This window comes from Waltera acetigignens (genome assembly GCF_025567015.1).
GTDB classification, from domain to species: domain Bacteria; phylum Bacillota; class Clostridia; order Lachnospirales; family Lachnospiraceae; genus Acetatifactor; species Acetatifactor acetigignens.
On the sequence record NZ_JAOQJO010000005.1, the window covers coordinates 135076 to 159485 of the forward strand.

Below are 24410 nucleotides of genomic sequence, written 5' to 3' on the forward strand. Positions count from 1 at the left end.
GCCTTTCATCAGGCTCCCCTTACTCGTGTCGAAACAACCGTTGTCAACGGTACCATAGTGATATCTATGTTCCCGTTTGTCTTACGCGTGATCAGCGTGGCTCCCCGCTGGATATATTGCTTCGCGATGCCGGAATATCCCAGATAATCAATGGACATTCCGTAGGTCATGCGGATGCCCTGATATATCAGGGATAATGTATTCAGGTGATCGTGTCCACAGAATATCCATTTCAGCCAGCCGTTATCCACCGCTTTTTCGAAAAAATGTGGCGGTTGATTCGATATTCCGAAGTACTCGTCCTTTTCTCCGATACTGCCGTGTTCATAAATCACGCTGTGATCGCCCAATTTCATTTTCTCATAAGCTTCCTTAAATTCTGCGGGCGGCATGTGGAAAAATGCCATGGCAGGCACTTTTCTCTCGTTCAGTTTTTCCATGCACCAGTCCGTCTGATCCTCATGGATGCAGTCGAAACCACTGAAAAACCAGCCGTCACCATACATGTTGGAATCCAGCAGAATCAGCGGAAGTAACAGTTTTCCCTGATCATCTGTGAGGTCTACTACAAAATTCCCTACGCCGGTAATGGGATTCTGAGGACTGTGCTCATATCTTCCTTTGGTAAAAACGGCATATTTTCCCGTAGTGAAAATCTCCGCCAGCTGTTCCTTATTGCAGGTGGAGCCCATTTCACAGTCATGGTTACCAAAGACCAGAGTATAGGGAATCTGAAAACCATCCAGAAATGCCAGCAGTTTTTCTGCCTGCTTTCGGTTGTTCATGGTACCGCTTTTCGGGAAAAACGGGAAAACAGAATCTCCGGTCAGGACGATCAGATCCGGTCCCGTCCGGCGGATCAGCTCCGTCACCGCTGCCAGCGCCAGTCTGTCCTTTTTCCCGGAAAACATGCCGAAACCAAGGTGCAGATCCGTCAGCTGCAATATTTTATAATCTCTGTCCGTCGGGATGCAAAGAGAAAAAGTCTCTTCGTCCCGAATCTGAAAGTTTTTGGAAGTATACATAAGAATCTCTTTTCTTTTTGGGGATTAACTCAACGGGATCAATGCTCCTATTGCAGAAAGTACTGTTGAAATCACCATCAGCACCTGAAAAGGCACCGTGCCGATCACACCGCAGATAGGACTGCTGCCCGCCTTTTTTCTGGATTTACCGTATGTCAGCACCAGCATGATACTCACCAGTACCACAACGCCACTCATGATCCGGGTCAGAACAATAAAGCTGTTCACGCCAAACACCGCAAACAGGATGCAGGGAACTGTGGCGATCAGCCAGCTGATGCGGTTGCCGCTGCCGATCTGCTCATGAACCACATCGCGGAGGGCGAGAGTATTGCTCCAGAACGTGGTAAGTAAAGCAAACAGGGAAAATACGCCTGCCAGGATCATCGCCCAGGTACCGATACTCTCTCCCAACTGCATGTATGCCAGTTCTTTTTCCAGCGCTCCCTTGGTTCCCAGGAGAACCGTGCCCGTTACGATCAGGACAAACACTGAGGAAAGCCCAAAACCGATGAAAATGGAGCGGCGGATCTGTTTCGCGTTGCCATCCAGACCTTTCACCACCTGGATCACTGCCTGATTGGCGGAAGTTGCGAATACCACCATGCTGTACAGCGCCAGCAGATTATTCCAGTGGAACTGTGCCCGTTGCAAAGAATTCAGCGGATGCAGAAAAGTTCCTACCGTCATCACTGCCACAATTCCCATGAGGACAATGACTGCGTACTTCTGTGCGATGCCTACGGCTTTCATGCCGATAAACACCACGACTCCGGCGATCACATAGTACAAAATCTGCGCCGCCACGAAAGGCATTCCGAACCAGTTCACAAAAATCTGTGCTCCGCCGTTGATGTTGCCGCTGACACCGATCATAATTGCCAGCCCGTAGACAATAAATACGCCCCAGCTGAAGATCTGTTTCATTGTGCCGTGGAACAGCTCTCCTTCGAAACTTTTTACCAGCTGGACGCCACCGTTGTTATAGGACAACTCGGCAATGATCAGGTGCAGAATCACGTTCGCACAATATGCAATCAATACCATCCACACGACATCCAGCATACTGTTCTTCGTGGCAAGATACGGAACGGCAATGATGCCCGTGCCGATGCTGTTGCCGACGATCATGCTGATGGCTTCGAAGGTCGTGAGATGGGCTTCGGATTGGATGGGGTGGGACATGGGGAGGACCTCCTTGGTAAAAATACTGATTTTCTATAGTTATAAAAGTTTAGCGGTAAGTGCTTCCTGCAATACTTTGGAGCAATTGATTCCTCGCTTATCGGCAAGTTTGGACATCCATGCCGGAAGCGAGACATTTTTGCGAACTGCCTTGGTGTCAGTCATGCTACGATATTTTATAGTGTCTGCCTGAATGATCGTAAGAATATCTGTCGGTAAATGAGGAATCTCTGACTGCGGTGTAGGCTCATTCGGAGTAATTTCCTCATCTTCCAGACCAACAAGACAAAGATTCAATGCATCTGTAATAAGGGCAATCGCCTCTGCCAAAGTCGGTGCTGTAGTAATACACCCGTCCACATCCGGAACCTTTGCATAGAAAGTGCCATCTTTTTCAGTAATAACTGCGGTATATGTGTATTGCATGTCATTTGCCTCCTTCTATATTTGCTTCTTTGAAGATATAGCGCATATCATTTTCATTAAAATCATGACGTTTTACAGGAATTGTCTGCTTGGTATTCGGTTGAAAATACAAATCATGACTTGCTCCATGTCTTCTAAAAATAAAACCGTTCTTTTCCAATTCTTTAATTGTTTTCTTTCGTGGATGCATTCTTTTCTCCTTTTATATTATACACAATTTTGCGCAAAATCAATAGTAAAATACACAATTTTACACAAAAATTCACGTGACATAACATTAAAAATTCGAATTGTTACATAGGAAATATAAATAGATTCTGTTAAAACCAATTTCTAAAGACATCATAGTTATCAACACAACATACGATATCAGACATAAAATAGAATAGTATAAGAAATTATTACAATCTGTTTTGCTTTCAATATAAAGCATTTCTTGTCTGTAAATAAAAAAATCCAAAGAACTAATTATTCTTTCATGTTCTCTTCTTGCATCCAAAGTGGCATATAGTTTCCATCTTTTTGCTTATAGAAATTTTTACTCAAATATCTGTTTTCCGTCTCGTATTCTTCCGGTGTTATTCCGTTTCTCCAAAATGGGGCTTCCATAAGCGTTTCCGTTGCCCAATTGCTTTGCCTGACCGTCTTGCTCAATTAAATGTCCTCCTTCTATGTAATCATATAGTACATTATATACGATTGTCTTTTCTATTTCAATCGTCGCTCCCGCAAGGGGAGCGACGCTCCAAAGTCGATCAGTTCCTTGATCTTGTCAAAATTTCAATCCACGCTCCCACGAGGGGAGCGACTCCGATCTGGTACAAGATGCCGGATCTGTTACGATTTCAATCCACGCTCCCACGAGGGGAGCGACTATGGTAGGATAAAGAAAAAACCATACGGAGGGATTTCAATCCACGCTCCCACGAGGGGAGCGACTAGCATATCATCTGTTACTGATCCTGTTTTTATTATTTCAATCCACGCTCCCACGAGGGGAGCGACGGCTCTTCCTTGTCTTTGACCTGTTCCAACGCAAATTTCAATCCACGCTCCCACGAGGGGAGCGACTCATGTTGTCTGTATTCCGTTCAAAAGCACTTGGGATTTCAATCCACGCTCCCACGAGGGGAGCGACGCCCTTGCTTTACCCACATGGTATACTTTTTCTTGATTTCAATCCACGCTCCCACGAGGGGAGCGACGTTTGTATACGGGTAGCCGGGTATACCATTACATATTTCAATCCACGCTCCCACGAGGGGAGCGACGGCTATAGTCCCGCACGTCTCCAAAAGATTCCGATTTCAATCCACGCTCCCACGAGGGGAGCGACAACTTATCAATATTCTCAGTAATGCTCATGTCAAATTTCAATCCACGCTCCCACGAGGGGAGCGACTTGACAGTCAGAAACTTCTGTATCTTACAGACCTTATTTCAATCCACGCTCCCACGAGGGGAGCGACGTGTAACGGCAAGGATTTCATGGACTTGTGGAGAATTTCAATCCACGCTCCCACGAGGGGAGCGACATGGCGGGAGAGAACGGTGTACCGGAAATGCTAGATTTCAATCCACGCTCCCACGAGGGGAGCGACGGGAATGTCAACAAATATATCCCATTTTATTGGGAATTTCAATCCACGCTCCCACGAGGGGAGCGACTACGACCAGCATGGGAAGTAACTATTTGGTCAATATTTCAATCCACGCTCCCACGAGGGGAGCGACAAATATGGGAACATATTTGTATAATTTAGCAATTATTTCAATCCACGCTCCCACGAGGGGAGCGACTTGTGTTCTACCGTGACAAGCTGCCGAAGTTCCATTTCAATCCACGCTCCCACGAGGGGAGCGACCAGGCAGAGCCGATGGCAACCATTTCAGAGACAGATTTCAATCCACGCTCCCACGAGGGGAGCGACCGTAAAGAGTGCCGTCACTTTCATCCAGCAGACGATTTCAATCCACGCTCCCACGAGGGGAGCGACCGTTTAGCTACTGGTGACTTTGATGGATATGTCTGATTTCAATCCACGCTCCCACGAGGGGAGCGACTTTCACCTGATGCTTGATTGCGGCCTGCGTCGGCAGATTTCAATCCACGCTCCCACGAGGGGAGCGACGTTTTCGGTATATCTGTCTTGGGCGTCTGAATAATGATTTCAATCCACGCTCCCACGAGGGGAGCGACCATAAGCGTCGATGCGGGAGATTTGCCGCGGAATTTCAATCCACGCTCCCACGAGGGGAGCGACAGTTTCGTAGTTCGTTGACACGCTTATATTAAGTATTTCAATCCACGCTCCCACGAGGGGAGCGACACGGACGCACCAAGCGGTGCCCCAATCGGATACGATTTCAATCCACGCTCCCACGAGGGGAGCGACTCCTGACGCCGGAGTCCGCAGTCTAACATCAGATATTTCAATCCACGCTCCCACGAGGGGAGCGACAACAAAGAGATCAACGCCACTCACGGAATTGTTATTTCAATCCACGCTCCCACGAGGGGAGCGACAATACCAATGACTTCTACCGGATATGTGCGTAATTTCAATCTACGCTCCCACGAGGGGAGCGACACTGTGGCGTTAGAAACCTTAAACAGTTACTTAAATTTCAATCCACGCTCCCACGAGGGGAGCGACTATTCCCGACTTTGGGCGTTACTACTACATCAATATTTCAATCCACGCTCCCACGAGGGGAGCGACGATAACGGGCGCGTACTGGAAGCAGAGTATTTGAATTTCAATCCACGCTCCCACGAGGGGAGCGACTCGATCTCGTTTGACATTTGCACCATGACAGCAATTTCAATCCACGCTCCCACGAGGGGAGCGACGGAGGTGGATCCTGCAAAGTATTATGATCAGGGTATTTCAATCCACGCTCCCACGAGGGGAGCGACTTGTTTCACTCATTCTGATTTCCCCTTTCTTTTGTATTTCAATCCACGCTCCCACGAGGGGAGCGACGGTAAACATACTCCGGATTTGCTCTCTCTGCTATTTCAATCCACGCTCCCACGAGGGGAGCGACACGGAGATTTCTTAAGTTTTCCCCAGAACAAGGGAATTTCAATCCACGCTCCCACGAGGGGAGCGACGATTGCCATTTATTAAGGGATCACTGTTAGGGATTATTTCAATCCACGCTCCCACGAGGGGAGCGACGATTCACCTAATTCGTAGGTAGTAGACGATCTACGTATTTCAATCCACGCTCCCACGAGGGGAGCGACGCAGACTTGACCTCGGGCGGTACTTGGTAGTACGATTTCAATCCACGCTCCCACGAGGGGAGCGACGACACCGATTCATCAAAGGCAGTCGGAGCGGATATTATTTCAATCCACGCTCCCACGAGGGGAGCGACAGCTGATATTCTCAAGGCGATTGAAGACAAGCTATTTCAATCCACGCTCCCACGAGGGGAGCGACCTGCGATTGATCCCCAGCTAAACAGCCAGTACCGATTTCAATCCACGCTCCCACGAGGGGAGCGACCAGACTTGACCTCGGGCGGTACTTGGTAGTACGATTTCAATCCACGCTCCCACGAGGGGAGCGACACCGTGTGCGGCTGATCGTCAATCGTGTACGGCTATTTCAATCCACGCTCCCACGAGGGGAGCGACAAGTCTTGCCTGTTCCACGCCCTCCCGTAAAAATTTATTTCAATCCACGCTCCCACGAGGGGAGCGACAAAGGCGAATTTAACGCCCTTATGAATGCGTACATTTCAATCCACGCTCCCACGAGGGGAGCGACCGGCGGCGGCTCCGCTCACTACTGCGCCCAGTAGAATTTCAATCCACGCTCCCACGAGGGGAGCGACGTCATTTTGATTATGTATCAACAAAGACGTATGTAATTTCAATCCACGCTCCCACGAGGGGAGCGACTCAAAGTCATTTACAGTCATAGTTTCATATGTACAATTTCAATCCACGCTCCCACGAGGGGAGCGACCGGATATATGCTCCGTCAGCTTCGGGATCCGGAGTATTTCAATCCACGCTCCCACGAGGGGAGCGACGGAATTTTTGCAGATCTGTATGCCAAAAAGGTGATTTCAATCCACGCTCCCACGAGGGGAGCGACACGATATTGCTTTTGTATCAAGCTGGTCATAGGATTTCAATCCACGCTCCCACGAGGGGAGCGACAATAAAACGGGCTATCTCAATGCCGAACTTAAAATTTCAATCCACGCTCCCACGAGGGGAGCGACTTTACGTATGGGTAGCCGGGCATACCATTGCATATTTCAATCCACGCTCCCACGAGGGGAGCGACATTAGCGGAAAGGGCAAATAGATCACTTATGGAGTTATTTCAATCCACGCTCCCACGAGGGGAGCGACAACTGTTTGAGGTTGCCAACGCCGCAGTTAAAAGTATTTCAATCCACGCTCCCACGAGGGGAGCGACTTTTGCAAACGCGATTAAACTAGACAAATTGCTATTTCAATCCACGCTCCCACGAGGGGAGCGACATAGCGTATGTATAAACTTCTTTTGTGCTCTCAAAATTTCAATCCACGCTCCCACGAGGGGAGCGACTAGGTGTAGTTACAAGCTAACTAATATGTCGTTAATTTCAATCCACGCTCCCACGAGGGGAGCGACGATGACATCTACCGGATATGTGCGGAGAATGTGTAATTTCAATCCACGCTCCCACGAGGGGAGCGACCCTTGGTCAGATCAACCTCAGTGAGCCCCATACTGATTTCAATCCACGCTCCCACGAGGGGAGCGACCTGGAGTGTCAAAAAAGCTGGGAGCCGAAGAATTATTTCAATCCACGCTCCCACGAGGGGAGCGACTATATTCGCCGGGCTGGGAATCATATCCGATGTAATTTCAATCCACGCTCCCACGAGGGGAGCGACGGTTGCAGTGACATTGCAGATCAGGTAGATTATATTTCAATCCACGCTCCCACGAGGGGAGCGACTGCTCTTATAGCAATAGGAGTTGCTCTTTACAAATTTCAATCCACGCTCCCACGAGGGGAGCGACTGCCCTGCATCCCATCCTGCCATAGCCATGTAAGTATTTCAATCCACGCTCCCACGAGGGGAGCGACTAGGAGCCACAGCTACAAATGCCAATGTCCCACTTATTTCAATCCACGCTCCCACGAGGGGAGCGACAGGATAGCCTTCCGGAGGACAGACAGCAATAGTATTTCAATCCACGCTCCCACGAGGGGAGCGACACTGATGTAGTGTCTGCCAGTCCAAGCATACGGAATTTCAATCCACGCTCCCACGAGGGGAGCGACTACCGAAGGACTGCTTCAAGACAAAATCAGTTATATTTCAATCCACGCTCCCACGAGGGGAGCGACAGTATAACTTGAGCATCAGGCAGCCACACACAGATTTCAATCCACGCTCCCACGAGGGGAGCGACTCATAATCAATGACAAGGTCAAGCTTTCTGTCCTTATTTCAATCCACGCTCCCACGAGGGGAGCGACATTGAGGACATGATGGCTCTGACAAGGGGAGAAATATTTCAATCCACGCTCCCACGAGGGGAGCGACAGTATAACTTGAGCATCAGGCAGCCACACACAGATTTCAATCCACGCTCCCACGAGGGGAGCGACGGGGAGGACAGTCCTGAGCTTGATAAGTTTGCTATTTCAATCCACGCTCCCACGAGGGGAGCGACGTATCTGTAAGGCAAATGCTACCGTTGCTACGAGATTTCAATCCACGCTCCCACGAGGGGAGCGACGAGGATAGTTGTTCTCAACCCTAATTTCATAGGATTTCAATCCACGCTCCCACGAGGGGAGCGACAAGATTACCACAGCTGTTAATACAGGATCTACAATTTCAATCCACGCTCCCACGAGGGGAGCGACTTCAAGTTACTTTAGCATTGAGGTACAACTATAATATTTCAATCCACGCTCCCACGAGGGGAGCGACAGCAATTTTCGCCAAAAAGTTCTCTTTTCTCTCAGCAAAAATTGTCTAAAATATTTAATCTTAACAACAAATTATTTTAATTAAAAATATCTTTGTATGTTATTTCAACAAATCGCATAATTTATAAGGTGCGAATCCACCAGGCATTTTATGTATGCTTGGCTTTCGCATCAGTTACAAAATCAGTGTCTGATCCGGGGCGATTCCTCTGTCTACCCCGATATGTTCAATCTTGGTCTGATATTTATTGCCCAGATAGTAGAATCGAAGACTGTCCTTTTCTGTATCAATAATATCCTCAAGTGTTGCCTTCAACGCAATGCTCTGTGCATTATCCAAAATGCACTCAAATACGGAATTCTGAACTCTTCTGCCATAGTTGACGCATTGCTTTGCCACTTTTCGCAGCCTTGCTTTGCCGGTCGCATTTTCTGTGTTGACATCGTATGTGATCAATACTAACATATCGCACCTCACTTCCACAGGAATGCAGGATAACCGTCCAAGTCGCCACGCAGGAATCGTGCCAACAGCATTGCCTGTACATAAGGAACCATACCCCATTCCACTTTTTCCTGCAAATAGGGATGCGTTATGGTTTCTTTTTTACGATTCTGCCACTCCGTCAGTATTACCTTTCGTCCATCATCATCCAGAAGAACCGCGCCGTTTTCTTTTTGGGTAAAATTTTTAGCTGTGATCATCCGCTTATTTACCAACGACAGCACAAAGCGATCCGCCAGCACGGATCTTAGTTCCTCCATCATATCCAGTGCCAGCGATGCTCTACCCGGACGCTCTGTGTGCAGATATCCCACGCAGGGATCTAACCCTACGCACTCCAGTGCAGATGCTTCCATATTTGTCAGTAATGTATACACAAAAGACATCATTGCATTCATTTTATCGATGGGCGGTCTTTTATTCCTGCCTTGAAATGTAAAATCTTTTTTCTGCTGCAGAATCAATTCGTCAAACACGCTAAAATAAATACTGGCTGCCTCTCCTTCATATCCCCTGAGTTCGTCCCTGGATGTGCTATTCTGAATCAACATCAGAGAATTTTTCAGCATTTCAGATGCCTTTTTTACCCGCTCTGCATCAATCTGCATACTATGATCTCTGACTGCCCGCTCCAGAACCCACCTGGCATTATGTACTTTTCCAAGGATACAATTTTGAGCAATCTCCAATCCCACCTGTTCATCTTTGCTGCTGGCATACTGTTGTTCCCGCAGAATCACGTTCCCCCGCACTTTCCCGGTGACCCGTGCCAGGAATTTTCCCTGGGGAGTCATGTAACACAGAGAAATATTTCGTTCTGCACAGGCACCCATAAGTGCCGGGCTGGTTCCCCGATATCCGAATGATACAATTTCCTCAAGATTATGCAGCGGAACTCTGCCCAATTCTTTCTTGTCATCATAAATTACAATATTTTCACCATCCAGAGCAAGATAACTGTTTTCGGAAGTAACATATAACGTATTCAATAATTTTTTCATACGTTTTCCTCCATAAGTACCTGATCCATATAGTTTTTCACCGAACCGGTTTTTGCGAGTCTGGGCATACAAAGTTCCTTTAAAGAACAGGAAGTACAGTTCTTTCCCATCTTTACTTTCGGTGTATACCGCCGTTCATAATATTGATGCATTTCCTGAAACATCTCCCGCACTTCGCTGCGAAGTTCTTCCGTGATCTCCACGATTTCCCTCCGTTTTGTCTCTCCGTAAAAGAGTGCACCTTCCGGAATCTGTGTGGAAAACATTTCTTCCAGGCACATTGCCTGCGCCGCTAATTGTAATTTGTCTTCCTCTGTGATCTTCGGCTTTCCCTTCTTGTATTCGATCGGATATACCGAAAAATAGCCCCTGTGCCCATGCAGGCGGATTCCATCCCCACATCTATGGAATTCCACCACATCACACTCACCCGTGACGCCCATTTCTCTGGACGCCACGGGTAATGCTCTCGCTATGATTGTGTCTCTTCTTTTTTCGGTAAGATATGGATCATGTGCTTTCTTATGCATTAATTCACCGATTACCGTATGTTCATTTTCAGCCCACTGTTGCTCTATATGGATCAGCGCCCACTGTCTTTTGCAGAATCTGAAATGCTGGATCCCTGATATCATGAGATAATCATCTTCTGCATATTCCATTAATTCATCCTTCTTACTTCCACGGAATCAGGAATCTGTTCCTCGTGAACGGTAACCGTATAGTCCTGATATTTTCTGGGATATTCCACGCCCTCGTTTCTCTTTACTTCTACGGCATCGAACAATTTATAAGCCGGGCAGTCTCCCAGTTCTTTGCTATGCTTGAATACAATCAGTTCCCGCACTGCCATATTGCCTCTCGCTGCAGAATGGTCTACCTCGAACATGTTAAGAATTGCTTCCCATAGCAATTCCAAATCGTCTTCGGAAAATCCGGTTACTTTCCGCGCCAGATTTGCGGAAATATAGCCTTCTGCCCGGTACAGTCCATAAGGAACGATGGTCTTTCTACCCATTTCCGTATTCTTGTTTTCCGCGTCCTTTTCTGTGGTGATGGCAACTCTGGTGATAGTTACTTCTTGGCTGATGATCGGATCGATACTTCTGGCAAATCCAATCTGCACGGGTCCTCTCACCTGACCGCAGTTCAACGATGCTTTTACAAAAGTAGTCATTACGGCACCAAACGTACGGATATCATAGAAATTCCGGCACATATAATCCTTCAATTTAAGATCTACACCGGGATCATTTTTCTTTAACTTTTTAAGTTCCTCTGTCACCTTTTTATCATCCGTTTCGGTGATTCCCATATCCGCACAGGCTTCTCTGTCACTGCGATTTAAGGGTACATCTTCTTTGATGTAAATCTTATATCCCTGAGCATCCTCTTTTACGGTCTCGACATAATTGCGGATCTTACGTTTCAGGCAGACATCCGTTACCAAGCCCAGTCCGCTCTCTGGATCGACTCTTGGCATATTGCCCGCATCAGGATCTCCATTGGGATTACCGTTCTCCACATCAAATAATACTACGAACTCATATCTGTTTTTAATAGCTTCACTCATTTATTTGTCCTCCCCTTTTTTATATTTTTCCTGCTGTTGATGATAGTAGCCAAGTGCAAACTGCCCCTGCTGTTCCAGGGATAAGCGTTTCGGGAAATCGTCAAATTTGCCCATAATTTTCCCAACTTCTTTTTCGTAATAGACTTTCGCTCCGCCTTTATCCCGTTCCAACTTTTTCATATGGCTGTTTTTCAGTTTGAGCAACACCGGGAAAATAACTGCCGGCGTAGCACATGCGGAATTAAAGTAGCGGTCATGAATTGTCGTAGTGATTGTCGGGTTTGCTTCTTTTTGTATGCTTTCCAATACGGAAAACAATCTTCCCAATACATAGGCTATATCATTGCGGTCTTCGTTCAATCCCATGAGATTTTCTCCTTTCATACAATTATAATTTTTGATCAAAAATGCTTTGATGATAGCAGCACGTTTCCAGTTCACGTTACCGCACTCTGCCCGAATGCGGATCAGTGTGTAGGTATACAGACTTGCCGGATATCGTCCGCCCGACAGAATCGCCTGCAATACAAGGGCTGCCATGTTCGGAACCGGTGTCTTATCTTTTGATTTCTGATTCACGGTTTCATTCAGCATGTCACGAATCCCCAGATAATCCTGTTCTTCCCATGCCGGTTTTACAATCTTGAGCCGCTCATAATGGTCTGCTATATTCTGTATGATTTTCCCAAACGAATTTACATAGAAAAAACGGACCGACAATCGTGCTGCATTTGGTGCCAGCGCCAGTATGTAAAAATTCTGTTTCGGATCCATCTCCGCATCTTCTAAGTAAACCCTGGTGCCTTCTTTCAGGCTATCGAAAATGTCCTTCAGTTTTTTCTGATTATCTTTCGTGGGTTTAAACATATTCAGAAAACACTTCTGATACTGCTCTTTACCGCTTTCTGCCCAGTACACGATCATGGAATCCCCCAGGGAAAAGGTGTAATCCCGCTGGGACAGCAGATAATTCAGTGCCGTGGTATATGCAAATTCCGCATATTTTCCCACCGGTGCATTATAACTCTGTTCCTTTCCATAAGACTCAAATGACGGTGCATTGAATGATACCAGCGCTGCTCCGCTGGACTGTGCCCCGGGTACTCCTTTGATTGCTTTATGGATTCGTGATATCTCGGCTTTTTTACCGGTAACCAGGCAAATGCCGTTATCTTCTCCACCATTCCGCGCCCGATAGTTTTCCCAACAGTCTCGAATCTCCGGATCTTCCTGTGCTTCCTGCCCTTCCACAGAGAAAATAAGATTGCCGCCTTCTGTCAATTCTTCCCAGTTTTCCCGAATCACAGGATGTTCTGATGCTTTCTGCGGATCCCATTTTTCAAAATAGGCTAAAATTGCCCGGGCTGTTTTTCCCTGTGCAGATTGCAGAATCTGTCCATGCTTTTCTTTCGTCGCCTGGAAGCAATCCACTACACGTGAGTTCGTTCCATCTGCGTCAATACCCAGCATATACTTGGAATTGTCGCACAGAAAATTAGCTGCCACACCGGAAGATCTGGTCACCATCTCCGGCACGACGAGATTTGCCGGTACCCAGACTACTTTCTTACCACGCATATCCTCTATTTTTCGGGAAGTAATACCTATGATATCCCCCTCCGAAGACAAATTGATTTCATAGGACACTTTCGCATGGCACCATCCCAACCTGGATACTTTCCCCTGTTCTGCCAGATTTTCATAGTATTTTACCAGTGCCTGTAGTATCATCGCAGCACCTCGCAATCTCTCAGATCCACCACGCCGTGACGCATTATTGCCCGGAAAAACATAGGCTGGATATTTTCCGGATCACTGTAATCCATGTCAAACAGCATGATGCCAAGATCTTTTTCTTCTACTACATCATAGGCGGTATGAATTTCTTCTTCCTCGCAGAGAGCAAAATGCGCCGAGAATTCTCTACAACCGAAGTATGGCATATAATAAAATTCTCCTTTACGCAGCCGTCTCATGATAATGTCCTTAAATTTTCCGGGATTATCAGAAGCGTTGGCTTTCTCTGTCATTTCAAAATGAGCTTCGATGGTGTAGCTTACATTGCAGAGCAGCTGTGATGCTCTCTGTACAATGTCCTCCTTCGTACTAATATACAATGTTTTGTCTGCACCGTTGTATGCCTGCAATACATTGCTTGCCAGGATCTTGCTTTTTACTTCATTTCGTCGTACACTTGTAAATTGGATAGGGTTTTTGACATAGATTTTGTCGATGATCCACCGCATTCCCGGATGCCAGTAAATGGCTTCCAAAATACCGCGTGCCGCTGAGGGCGTGATGATGTCATAGCTGTAGCGTTCAACTTTGAGTTCGGGTCTCGAAAACAATGCATAGTCTCCCCATACATTTACTTTTACTCCGACTCCCATTTATTCCACCTTCTTTCCACAATTAAAGCGCTGTTCCCGTTTACTGTTCCTTTGTAGTACTATTTTCTGTCTGACAATAATACCCCCTTTGTAAAATACTGTCTTTTCGCAGATATGATATGACAATATTTTAGTTTATCTGTATTTATCTGACAAATTCACTATACTACAAGTCTAATATATTTGCAATGCCTATTTTTATTCGTAATGATAATTTCAATTGAAATTATTGCTAAAACTATTAGATTTTTTTGAATTATATGTTATACTTTCAATGTCAGGTATATCCTGTGGATTGAAATAATTGTAATTTTCATTAACTTACAAGAGTAGCGGTACACTTTTCCATCGTGTACCGCTACTTCCATTTCCTGCAATATTAAAACATCATCATTCCACCCAATTCCACTTCCAGTTTCAATCCGGTGTCTTCCCGGTATTGTTCCTCCTGCGTCAGCACATAAAAATCCTGCGCACCCAGATCTACAGCTTCTACCATCCCCGCATCACGCATTTCTTCAAACAACATATTCCGTTTCTCATATTCCCCTTTTTTCCGAACACTTACACAATATTGCCCTGCTTTTCGCATACGGCTCTTTGTCAGTCCCTGCTGCCGAATTTCCTGCAAAAGAGCCTTCGCTTCCGGTTCTTGGTCGATATATACCGTAACCGTATTTTCTTCAATCAGCTTAAAATCTTTCGCAACCGTCGCAAATTGATAATCTCCACCATCAAATTTCTCCAGAATTTTCTTCATATCCAGGCTTTCGCCCTTGATGCGATATAGTCTCCGAAAATATTCTGTGATATTATCCAGTGCAGTAATATCTCTGCCCTCCGCTAGCAGATTTTTCGTCGTGTCGATCTGTTGCCGCTGTCCGGATACCCTTTCCTTGTCTTCCCACTGGAAGATGCGGACAATGCTCTCTTCCTTTCCTCTTTTATCATTTCGATTACAACGTCCTGCTGCCTGAATAATGGAATCCACACCGGCTAGTTCCCGATATACCGAAGTAAAATCCAGATCCACTCCGGCTTCCACGAGACTGGTCGAAATGACGATGCATTTTTTCCCTGTTTCATCCTTGAGTCGTTTCCCAATCTCCGCAAGCACTCGTCTTCTATGCGCCGGATACATGGTGGTTGATAAATGATAAACGCCCTCTCCCTGCAGCCGTTCGTAAAGCCGCTGTGCTCTTTTTCGCGTGTTCACGATACACAGTGCATGCCACTCCTGCTGTAGTTTCTCCGCCATTTCCTCTTCCGTGACGGTATCAATATTCTGATAGGTTACCCTTTCAAAAAATCGAAATTGTTCCTCTCTCCGTGGGCATAATTCCCGGGCAACATACTTTTCAGGCAGAAACTGCTGTAATGCCGGCTGCGTCGCCGTACACAGTACAATACTTGTTCCATACTGCTGCAACAGTTCTTCTATCATTGCCATGCACGGTTTCAAATAATTTGGAGGAAGCATCTGCGCTTCATCGAATATGATGACACTGTTTACTATATTATGTAATTTCCTGCATTTGGAGGACTTATTGGCATACAGGGATTCAAAAAACTGGACATTTGTGGTAACCACCACCGGTTTATCCCAGTTTTCCGCTGCCAACTGCATGGGTTTGAACTCTTCCGAGCTCTCATAGTCTACATTGCTGTGATTTTCCAACACATTTTCACTACCCAGGATTTCCCTGAACACCTGCGCATTCTGCTCGATAATACTGGTATAGGGAATCACATAAATCACACGGTCCATATGGTTCTCCACCGCATGCTGCAACGCAAATGCCAGAGAAGCCACAGTTTTGCCACCACCGGTGGGTACCGTAAGCTGAAACAATCCTTTGGAGGACTTTCCCATTTCCAGACAGTTCCGGAGAATTTCAGATCGTCTTCCATCAATCGTAGTATCATTCCGATTTATAAGCCATTTTGCTGTGTAATTTTGCAATTTCTCCAAAAGAACATCCATGCTCTCTCCGGAATCCCTTTGAACCGTTCCGTTGTTCATAAACTGTTCTGTATCCAGAAAATCGGCATCCACCAGGCAGGAATACAGCATGCGGATAAATACACTCAGCGCAAAGTTTGGATCCTTTTCCGGATTCATGGCAATGGGTGGTGTGGTAATTTGAGGGATTTCTATTTCCTTTTCATACGCACTGTAATCGCACAACCTTTTCTTAAGTCTCCCCAGTAAAGAGGACGGTAATCCCTCTCGTCCCAGATCCGGCAACCCTGCATGATGCCCTGCTATGCAGTAAGTCAGAAGCCAATAGCAGCCATCTAAATTTTCGCAGACCTTCGCCCCGGCAGTGGAATGATCCACCCGGATATCCAGATTTTCTTTGATCTTCTTTTGAAATTCCGCGGAATATTTTCCAATGTCATGTAACATTCCACAACAATATCCCCAGTCCGCTTTCCTGAATTTTGCAGCAAATTTTTCTGCAAGCTCTGCGGTTCCCTGTAAATGTTCTTTTACTGATTGCTCTCTGTCCCCATCAATGTGTGCAAGGTATTCCATGTTCTTCCCCTCTTTCCTACAATCTATTCCTTCCGCTCCGACAGCATCCCCTTGATCTTCACGCCACTCAGATCCACATCCAGCACGATCTTCACCATCCAGAAGAACAACAGCAACACCAGCATCGGGATCACGCAGGAAGTAATGATCATCACGGCAACCGCCTCGATAAAGTGATTTAGGGAATTCTCCACCTTCTGTACCAGATCTTCGGTAGAAACCGTCACATTTTCCACGACATTTGCCACTGAATCTTTAGCGCCGGAAATGGCATCTTTTGCCCAGTCGAAGATATTAGTAACAGAGCCGGACGTGCTGTTGTCCTTCTCCTGTGTATTCTGTGTTGCAGTTCCCGTTGTGCCGGTTCCGGATGCATCTGTAGCATCGGTGTCGTTCCTCAGATCACTGTTTTCCAGTATATTCTGCGTGTTCTTAGCATCTTCAATGGTTGCTTCGATCTGGGCCTGATAGGTGTCTCCGATGAGGTCGGATATCTTCACACTGGCAGGCACCACGAGGGAGATCGCCAAGCCAAACACCGCCAACTTTGCTGCCAGTTTTCGTACCGTGGCATTTGCAAAGATCAGATTGAATATCCACAAGCCACAGGCAATCGGAATCAGGTAGGTAAATGCCACATAGCCGGTAATCGTCACGAGATATTTTTCCAGATAGATAGCGCAGAGGACCACCAGCAGATATCCGCTGACATCTGCCATTTTCTCCGCGATGGGCGTTGCCGTGTCTCCCGGAAGCAATGTGATCAGCGCCGAAGTCACCGTGGATGCCGCCGTCAGCTCCATGACCGTCTGTTTTTTCTCATCCAGAGAGGCTATGGTTTTCTGGTGATTTTCCGGGGCGGAGGCGTATTTTCCGATAACGGTTATGGATAGAATAGCGACCAACAGCAAAATCACTGCCGTAATGCATTTTTGTTTGATAAAGTTCATGTGATTACCTTCTTTCCTTCTCGATTTCGATATTATTTCCCACAAATACCCTGCCATTACATTTTTCAGGACGTAATATGAACTATACGCTACACTTTTCAGGACGTAATCCAATGTTATCTTACACTTTTCAGGACATAACTTCTATTTTAGGATGACGTTACTTCAAAAATCTCCGTAACATCTTCTCTTTCATCTCATCATACCTCTGGTACCGTATCGGCAGATCCGTCCATGTCTTTTTATCCACAATACTTCTATAATGGCTGAAAGTCTCGAATCCGGCGCGTCCATGGTAGCCGCCCATGCCGCTCTCGCCCACGCCGCCGAAGGGCATGGCGCTAGTGGCTAGGTGGATGATGGTGTCGTTGATGCAGCCTCCGCCAAAATGGCAATAGTTCAGGATCCGCCTCTGGGCCTTTTTGTCTTCGCTGAAAAAATACAGAGCCAGAGGATGAGGATGTTCCTCCACACAGCGGATCGCCCAATCCACAAAGTCTCCCGTGGCTGCATGCGTCCCGGAAGCATCCCTGCAAAAATCATTTTGTGCAACACCTTTCTCTGCATCATGTGCATTATACGTCAGCACCGGCAGGATCGGTCCGAAGATTTCTTCTCCCATCACGGCATCTTCCCAGGTCACATCCGTCATCACTGTGGGAGCAATCCGCAAAGTCTTTTCGTCATACTGCCCGCCGCAGACGGTCTTTTCCGCATCCATCAGCCCCAGCAGTCTGTGAAAATGCTTTTCGTTGATGATTTTTCCATAATCCGGATTTTGCAGGGGATCCGCACCAAACTGTCTCGAGATCTCCGCCCGGATAGCTTCCACCAATCGGTCGCGGATCCTAACATCACACAACACATAATCCGGTGCCACACAGGTCTGCCCGCAGTTTAGATATTTTCCGAATACGATCCTCCTCGCCGCCAACGGAAGCTTCGCCGTAGCATCCACGATGCAGGGACTTTTCCCGCCCAGCTCCAGCGTCACCGGGGTCAAATATTCCGCAGCGCTTCTAAGCACCTCCCGTCCCACGGTCTTGCCTCCGGTGAAAAATATCATATCAAACCGCTGCTGCAATAATGCCTGATTCTCCGTTCTGCCGCCGGTGATCACAGCCACGTATTCTATCGGAAAACATTCTTCCAGAATATTTTTCAGCACAGCTGCCGTCGCCGGAGCATATGCACTGGGCTTCACCACCGCCGTATTTCCGGCAGCTATGGCATCGATCAGCGGATCCAGCGTCAGTAACATCGGGTAATTCCAGGGGCTCATGATCAGCACGGTGCCATAGGGTGACGGAGAGCGAAAGCTTATCGCTGCGAACTGTGACAGCGGTGTCGGCACTCTCTTTTCCTGCATCAGCCCCCGCAGATGTTTCTGCATCCAGGTCAGCTCCGAGAGCGTCAGTCCGATCTCGCACATATAGCTCTCCATCCGGCTTTTTCCCAGATCCTGTTGCAGTGCAGCATTCAGTTCCTCTTCATGGCGCTGCAGGGAGGCCTTTAATTTTCCCAGCTGTTCTGCCCGAAATTTCCGGGAAAGTGTGGCTCCCGTAGCAAAATATTCTCTTTGTCTGTTCAATATCGTCCGGATCTCCTGCTCTGTCATAGATGTCTCCTGCTTCTATTCTTTATACTGCCATAACTATTCACAAAACCACCTCTGAATAATTACATACTACCCAATTTTGAGTCTCGGTGCAACCGCTTCCCTGCTCATCCTATACACAAAAACGGCAGAGTTCTCACCCCACCGTCGTTTGTCTCTTCCTATCTTGATCTCATTTCTCCTATTTCCACGCAAAATTCACTATTCCGTACACATAAATGAACAACACCGCCGCCGGAACAAAATACTTGAACACCGGCTTCATCCAATGCTGCACTTTCAATCCTTTTCCCTCGTTGGCTTCCTCCAGGAATTTATCCCAGCCCCAGCCGACCTTATAACAGCAAAATACTGCCAGCAGGATCGAACCTATGGGCATGATATTGTTGGACACCAGGAAATCCCAGAAGTCCAGCCAGGTCGTTCCCGCCGCAAAGGGCTGAAAATGGATCACGCTGAAGCCCAACGCCGTTGTCAATGCCAACAGAAACGTTCCCACACCGCAGACGATACATCCTACCGGTCTGGACCATCCGGTCAGTTCCCGGACCATGGCCAGAATATTTTCACACACGCCCAGCACTGTGGACATGGCTGCGAACACCATGAACAGGAAAAATAAGGTTCCCCACCATCTGCCACCTGCCATGTTGTTAAATACTGTCGCCATAGTATCGAACAGAAGGCTGGGACCCGCCGTCACTTCCACATCATAAGTAAAGCATGCCGGAAATATAATGATACCGGCAATCACTGCCACCAGTGTATCCAGGATAATAATATGAATAGACTCCCCCATGAGAGAACGGTCCTTGCCGATATAACTTCCGAAGATCGCCATACCGCCCATTCCCACGGACAAGGTGAAAAATGCCTGATTCATGGCGCCCACCACCACAGAACCGGTGATTTTGGAAAAATGAGGGATCAGATAGAAGCTCAATCCCTCTCCTGCTCCCGGAAGTGTAAAGCTGTGCACCGCCAGCACCAACATCAGTACGATCAATGCTGACATCATATATTTGGTAATACGCTCCAGCCCACCCTGCAGATGGAAACTTAAAATGACAAAAGCGATCAGTAAGGTGAACAACAGATATGTCACATTCACCGAGGGCGTCGTGATCATTTTTTCAAATCCGAAATCCTGATTCTGCCCTGTCAGAAATTTTACGAAATAATAGAGGATCCATCCGGACACCACCGCATAGAAAGCGATCAGCGCAATGTTTCCGATGAGACAGACGATGCCCCACAGATTCCATTTGCCCCTGCCGCCGGATAATTTCCGATACATATAAAGTGGACTCGTCTGCGCCGCACGCCCCACGGAGAATTCCATGATCATGGTGGGCAGGCCCAGCACGATCAGGCAGATCACGTAGATCAGCATGAAGCTTCCGCCACCGTTCTGCCCGCACATCCACGGGAATTTCCACACATTTCCGCAGCCGATGGCACACCCCGCCGACAGCATGATAAATCCCAAACGACTCCCCAGTCTTTCTCTGTTTTCCATACCCATGATCCTTCCCAAAACTACTTATTCTAAACATGGGATACGACATATATTTTTGCTGTTTTCCCATATTTCCGCCATCTTTTCACATTGACAGCCTTATTTTTTCATTATATAATTTTCATAAATATTTGAAAAACAAATTATTTTTATCATATTGATCGAATAATTCAATCGAGAAGGTGCAATTATTTTATGGATGTCAAAAATCTGGAAACCTTTGTTATGGTGAACGAACTGAAGAGCTTTACACTGGCGGCACAGCGCCTGGGCTACACCCAGTCCACCGTGTCTTTTCAGATCAAACAGCTGGAAAAAGAGTTGTCGATCCCACTGTTCGAGCGCATCGGTCATACCGTAACCCTGACCAACGAAGGGGAGAAGCTGTTACCCCTGGCCCAGCAGATTCTGCGGCTTGCTGCGGAAGCCACCCACATCAGCGGTAATACCGCCCCGGAGGGTCTGGTGCGGATCGCCATTGCAGAGTCCCTGGCCAGCTGGGAATTTCACAGCCGTTTTAAGGATTTTCATGAAAAATATCCGGGCATCCGCCTGAAGATCATTGCTACCAGTACTGACGAAATGTTCCAGATGCTGGGGCAGAATCAAGTGGACATTGTATACACGCTGGACCGCCGTATTTTTAATCACAATTATGTGACCGCTTTCGAAGCTCCAGTGGATATTCATTTTGTCACCGGTGCCGGTCACCCCTTAGCCGGACAGACTCAGATCACCCTGGAACAGATTTTGGAATATCCGCTGATCCTGACGGAGAAAAACATGAGTTACCGGGCTGCTCTGGATGATCTGCTCTCCCAAAACGGTAAGGAGACAATGCCCATCATGGAGGTGGGCGATACCCAGCTGATCCGCAATCTTCTGTGTCAGGGTCTCGGTATCTCCTATCTGCCGGAGTTCGTTGTAGCGGACGATCTGGCAAAAGGAAATCTCGTCAGCCTCCCCATGACGGAGATTCAGCCGGATATCTGGCGGCAGCTTTTATATCATAGGAACAAATGGATCTCACCGGAACTGAAATGTGTAATAAAATACCTGCAGGAGGAATAATCCCCTGCAGGTTTTCTATTATATATGAATGTCGGGGGCAAAAGCCCCACCTTTAATTCCTACGAATTGTTTCGTGCTGCGCACTCCCACACTTCTCTCCAATATTCGCTTATCGAGGAATCTTCATCCCAGAAGCATTCCGATTCCATGTACCAAAAAGGCTGCCACCCATGCCACAAAACACTGCCAGAGTACCACGGCAATGGCCCATTTTCCACCCAGTTCTCTGCGGACAGAAGCGATGGCTGCCACGCAGGGAGTATACAGCAGGCTGAATACCAGTAATGTGGCGGCTGCCAACGGGGTAAGTACCGTGGCAATGCTGCTGCCGAACAATACTTCCAGGGTTGCTACCACACTTTCTTTTGCCATAAATCCGCTGATCAGAGACGTACAGATCCGCCAGTCTCCCAATCCCAGCGGCCGGAACACCGGAACCAACAGACCTGATAGCATTGCCAGCATACTGTTGGCTGAATTCTCTACCAGATTCAGTTTCAGATCAAAACTCTGTAAAAACCATACTACAATCGTTGCAATGAAGATCACAGTAAATGCCTTCTGTAAAAAATCTTTCGCCTTTTCCCACAACAGCTGCCCAACATTTTTGGCTCCCGGCAGACGGTAGTTCGGCAGTTCCATTACAAAAGGCACCGGTTCTCCCTGGAACAACGTGCCCCGATATAAAAATGCTACCAGAATTCCCATAAGGATACCAAACAGATACAATGCCGACATGATCAGTCCACCCTTTCCCGGGAAAAATACGCTCACAAAGAACGAATAAATCGGTAATTTTGCAGAACAGCTCATAAACGGAGTGAGCAAAATCGTCATTTTACGATCTCTCTCACTGGTCAGCGTCCGCGTCGCCATGACTGCCGGTACCGTACATCCGAACCCAATCAGCATCGGCACAATACTTCGTCCGGACAGACCGATCTTTCGAAGCAACTTATCCATCACGAATGCCACACGGGCGATATAACCGCTGTCTTCCATAAGTGAAAGGAAGAAAAACAAGGTCACCACAATAGGCAGGAAACTCAATACGCTGCCCACCCCGGTAAAAATACCGTCGATCACAAGACTTTGTACTGCACTGTTGACATGGGCCGCTGTCATGGCTGCATCCGCAAGTTCTGTCAGTCTGCCGATTCCCAGTTCCAAAAGCCCTTGCAGCCAGGCTCCGATCACATTAAATGTCAAATAAAACACCAATATCATGATCACAATAAAACAAGGGATTGCCGTATATTTTCCGGTAAGGATCCGATCGATCTTCTCACTGCGGATCCGTTCTTTGCTTTCCTTCGGCTTTACTACCGTCTGTTCACATAATCTCTCGATAAAATCAAACCGCATGTCCGCGATAGCCGCACTCCGGTCCACACCACGCTCTGTCTCCATCTGGCAGACAATATGCTCCAGCATTTCTTTTTCATTTTCATCCAGCTGCAGCTTCTCCAGGATCAGATGATCTCCTTCAATGGCTTTGTTGGCTGCGAAACGCAGGGGCAGCTTTGCAGTCTCCGCATGATCCTCGATCAGATGCCCCACCGCATGGATGCAGCGGTGTACGGAACCATCATGATCGTTTTTATCGCAGAAATCCTGCCGCAGTGGCCGTTCCTGATATTTTGCGACATGGACTGCATGGCGGATCAGTTCGTCCACACCTTCGTTTTTCGCAGCAGAAATGGGGATTACGGGTACTCCCAGGAATGCCTCCATGGCATTCACATCGATGGAACCGTGATTGCCGGTGACTTCATCCATCATGTTCAGGGCTACGACCATGGGAATGTTCATTTCCAACAACTGCATGGTCAGATACAGATTACGCTCGATATTCGTCGCATCCACGATATTAATGATAGCTCTGGGTTTCTCATACAGGATAAAATTACGGGATACGATCTCTTCACTGCTGTAAGGGGACATGGAATAAATACCGGGCAGGTCTGTCACCAAAGTATCCGGATACCCTTTGATGGAACCGTCCTTACGGTCTACGGTAACTCCGGGGAAATTTCCCACATGCTGATTCGAACCGGTGAGCTGATTGAACAGTGTAGTCTTGCCGCAGTTCTGATTTCCCGCCAGGGCGAACGTTAATGTCGTTCCCTCCGGCAAAGGATTCTCATCTTTTTTCGAATGGTATTTTCCATCCTCACCTAATCCCGGGTGCTCCGCATCCGTCACCCGGTCCAGCCCTTTATGTTCTCTTGTTCTCTTCGATATAGGTGCGATCTCGATCTGATCCGCTTCCGCCAAACGCAACGTTAGTTCATAGCCGTGCACCTGCAATTCCATGGGGTCACCCATCGGAGCCAGCTTTACCACCGTCACCTCCGCTCCCGGGATCATACCCATATCCAGGAAATGCTGTCTGAGTTCTCCGGAACCACCGACGGTTTCGATCACGGCGCTTTTACCGATTTCCAATTCTTTCAGTGTCATAACACTTCTGTATCCTTTCGTATCTCAACATTTTAATGTTCTGTGTTGTAACAGAAGTATTATAGCGCATTTGGTATTGAAAATCAGTATCAATTTGTTTTTTTTATTTCCATATTTTTTTAAAAAATGGAACAAAAATGTAGAAAAAATTGATGAAAGCAGTTACAATTAAAATAGTATCAAT

17 protein-coding genes and 1 CRISPR repeat array are annotated in these 24410 nt (G+C 47.1%); of the genes, 1 reads left to right on the plus strand and 16 read right to left on the minus strand.

Annotated features, from left to right (window positions below):
* Nucleotides 1–8: 8 nt before the first annotated feature.
* The 15 genes from OCV96_RS07085 to OCV96_RS07155 all read right to left on the minus strand — a co-directional run bounded on the left by OCV96_RS07085 (nt 9) and on the right by OCV96_RS07155 (nt 20692).
* Nucleotides 9–1025, minus strand: a complete 1017-nt coding sequence (locus OCV96_RS07085) for a metallophosphoesterase (protein ID WP_262594023.1) — start codon at nt 1023–1025, stop codon at nt 9–11.
* 24 nt (nt 1026–1049) lie between these two features.
* Nucleotides 1050–2210 carry an APC family permease gene (locus tag OCV96_RS07090; protein WP_262594025.1) on the minus strand — a complete coding sequence of 387 codons (1161 nt, stop codon included), beginning with the start codon at nt 2208–2210 and terminating at the stop codon, nt 1050–1052.
* A 39-nt stretch (nt 2211–2249) separates the two neighbouring features.
* Complete coding sequence (locus OCV96_RS07095) at nt 2250–2636, minus strand: type II toxin-antitoxin system HicB family antitoxin (protein ID WP_262594026.1); 387 nt, start codon at nt 2634–2636, stop codon at nt 2250–2252.
* A 1-nt stretch (nt 2637) separates the two neighbouring features.
* Nucleotides 2638–2826 carry a type II toxin-antitoxin system HicA family toxin gene (locus OCV96_RS07100; protein ID WP_262594027.1) on the minus strand — a complete coding sequence of 63 codons (189 nt, stop codon included), beginning with the start codon at nt 2824–2826 and terminating at the stop codon, nt 2638–2640.
* A 278-nt stretch (nt 2827–3104) separates the two neighbouring features.
* Nucleotides 3105–3290, minus strand: coding sequence for a hypothetical protein (locus tag OCV96_RS07105; RefSeq protein ID WP_262594029.1), 186 nt, complete (start codon nt 3288–3290; stop codon nt 3105–3107).
* A 56-nt stretch (nt 3291–3346) separates the two neighbouring features.
* Nucleotides 3347–8598: direct repeats of the CRISPR family, unit length 32 nt; unit sequence ATTTCAATCCACGCTCCCACGAGGGGAGCGAC.
* A 174-nt stretch (nt 8599–8772) separates the two neighbouring features.
* A complete protein-coding gene (cas2, locus tag OCV96_RS07110; protein WP_118538659.1) occupies nt 8773–9063 on the minus strand; it encodes a CRISPR-associated endonuclease Cas2 in 291 nt (96 codons plus the stop codon).
* 8 nt (nt 9064–9071) lie between these two features.
* Nucleotides 9072–10103 carry a type I-C CRISPR-associated endonuclease Cas1c gene (gene cas1c / locus OCV96_RS07115; protein WP_262594030.1) on the minus strand — a complete coding sequence of 344 codons (1032 nt, stop codon included), beginning with the start codon at nt 10101–10103 and terminating at the stop codon, nt 9072–9074.
* The gene (gene cas4 / locus OCV96_RS07120; RefSeq protein WP_262594031.1) at nt 10100–10765 is read right to left on the minus strand and encodes a CRISPR-associated protein Cas4; all 666 of its coding nucleotides are present in this window, start codon (nt 10763–10765) and stop codon (nt 10100–10102) included. The genes cas1c and cas4 overlap by 4 nt, the downstream gene beginning before the upstream one ends.
* Nucleotides 10765–11676: a type I-C CRISPR-associated protein Cas7/Csd2 gene (gene cas7c, locus OCV96_RS07125; RefSeq protein WP_118538665.1), complete on the minus strand. Its 912-nt coding sequence runs from the start codon at nt 11674–11676 to the stop codon at nt 10765–10767. The genes cas4 and cas7c overlap by 1 nt, the downstream gene beginning before the upstream one ends.
* Nucleotides 11677–13407, minus strand: a complete 1731-nt coding sequence (cas8c, locus tag OCV96_RS07130; protein ID WP_227064589.1) for a type I-C CRISPR-associated protein Cas8c/Csd1 — start codon at nt 13405–13407, stop codon at nt 11677–11679.
* Nucleotides 13404–14066: a type I-C CRISPR-associated protein Cas5c gene (cas5c, locus tag OCV96_RS07135; protein WP_118538669.1), complete on the minus strand. Its 663-nt coding sequence runs from the start codon at nt 14064–14066 to the stop codon at nt 13404–13406. Before cas5c ends, cas8c begins: the two co-directional genes overlap by 4 nt.
* 379 nt (nt 14067–14445) lie before the next feature.
* A complete protein-coding gene (gene cas3 / locus OCV96_RS07140; protein ID WP_227064590.1) occupies nt 14446–16605 on the minus strand; it encodes a CRISPR-associated helicase Cas3' in 2160 nt (719 codons plus the stop codon).
* A gap of 23 nt (nt 16606–16628) precedes the next feature.
* Nucleotides 16629–17555, minus strand: a complete 927-nt coding sequence (locus OCV96_RS07145; RefSeq protein ID WP_262594036.1) for a hypothetical protein — start codon at nt 17553–17555, stop codon at nt 16629–16631.
* 160 nt (nt 17556–17715) lie between these two features.
* Nucleotides 17716–19173 (minus strand): aldehyde dehydrogenase, encoded by a 1458-nt coding sequence (locus tag OCV96_RS07150; protein WP_227732045.1) that lies wholly within the window; start codon nt 19171–19173, stop codon nt 17716–17718.
* 181 nt (nt 19174–19354) lie between these two features.
* Nucleotides 19355–20692, minus strand: a complete 1338-nt coding sequence (locus tag OCV96_RS07155) for a sodium-dependent transporter (RefSeq protein WP_227064593.1) — start codon at nt 20690–20692, stop codon at nt 19355–19357.
* 195 nt (nt 20693–20887) lie between these two features.
* Between OCV96_RS07155 and OCV96_RS07160 the strand changes: the two genes are divergently transcribed.
* On the plus strand, nt 20888–21763 hold the full coding sequence (locus OCV96_RS07160; protein WP_227732043.1) for a LysR family transcriptional regulator: 876 nt from the start codon (nt 20888–20890) through the stop codon (nt 21761–21763).
* Between the two features lie 123 nt (nt 21764–21886).
* On the opposite strand, the gene feoB is transcribed toward OCV96_RS07160, so the two are convergent.
* Nucleotides 21887–24226 (minus strand): ferrous iron transport protein B, encoded by a 2340-nt coding sequence (gene feoB, locus OCV96_RS07165; RefSeq protein ID WP_262594037.1) that lies wholly within the window; start codon nt 24224–24226, stop codon nt 21887–21889.
* Between the last annotated feature and the right edge of the window lie 184 nt (nt 24227–24410).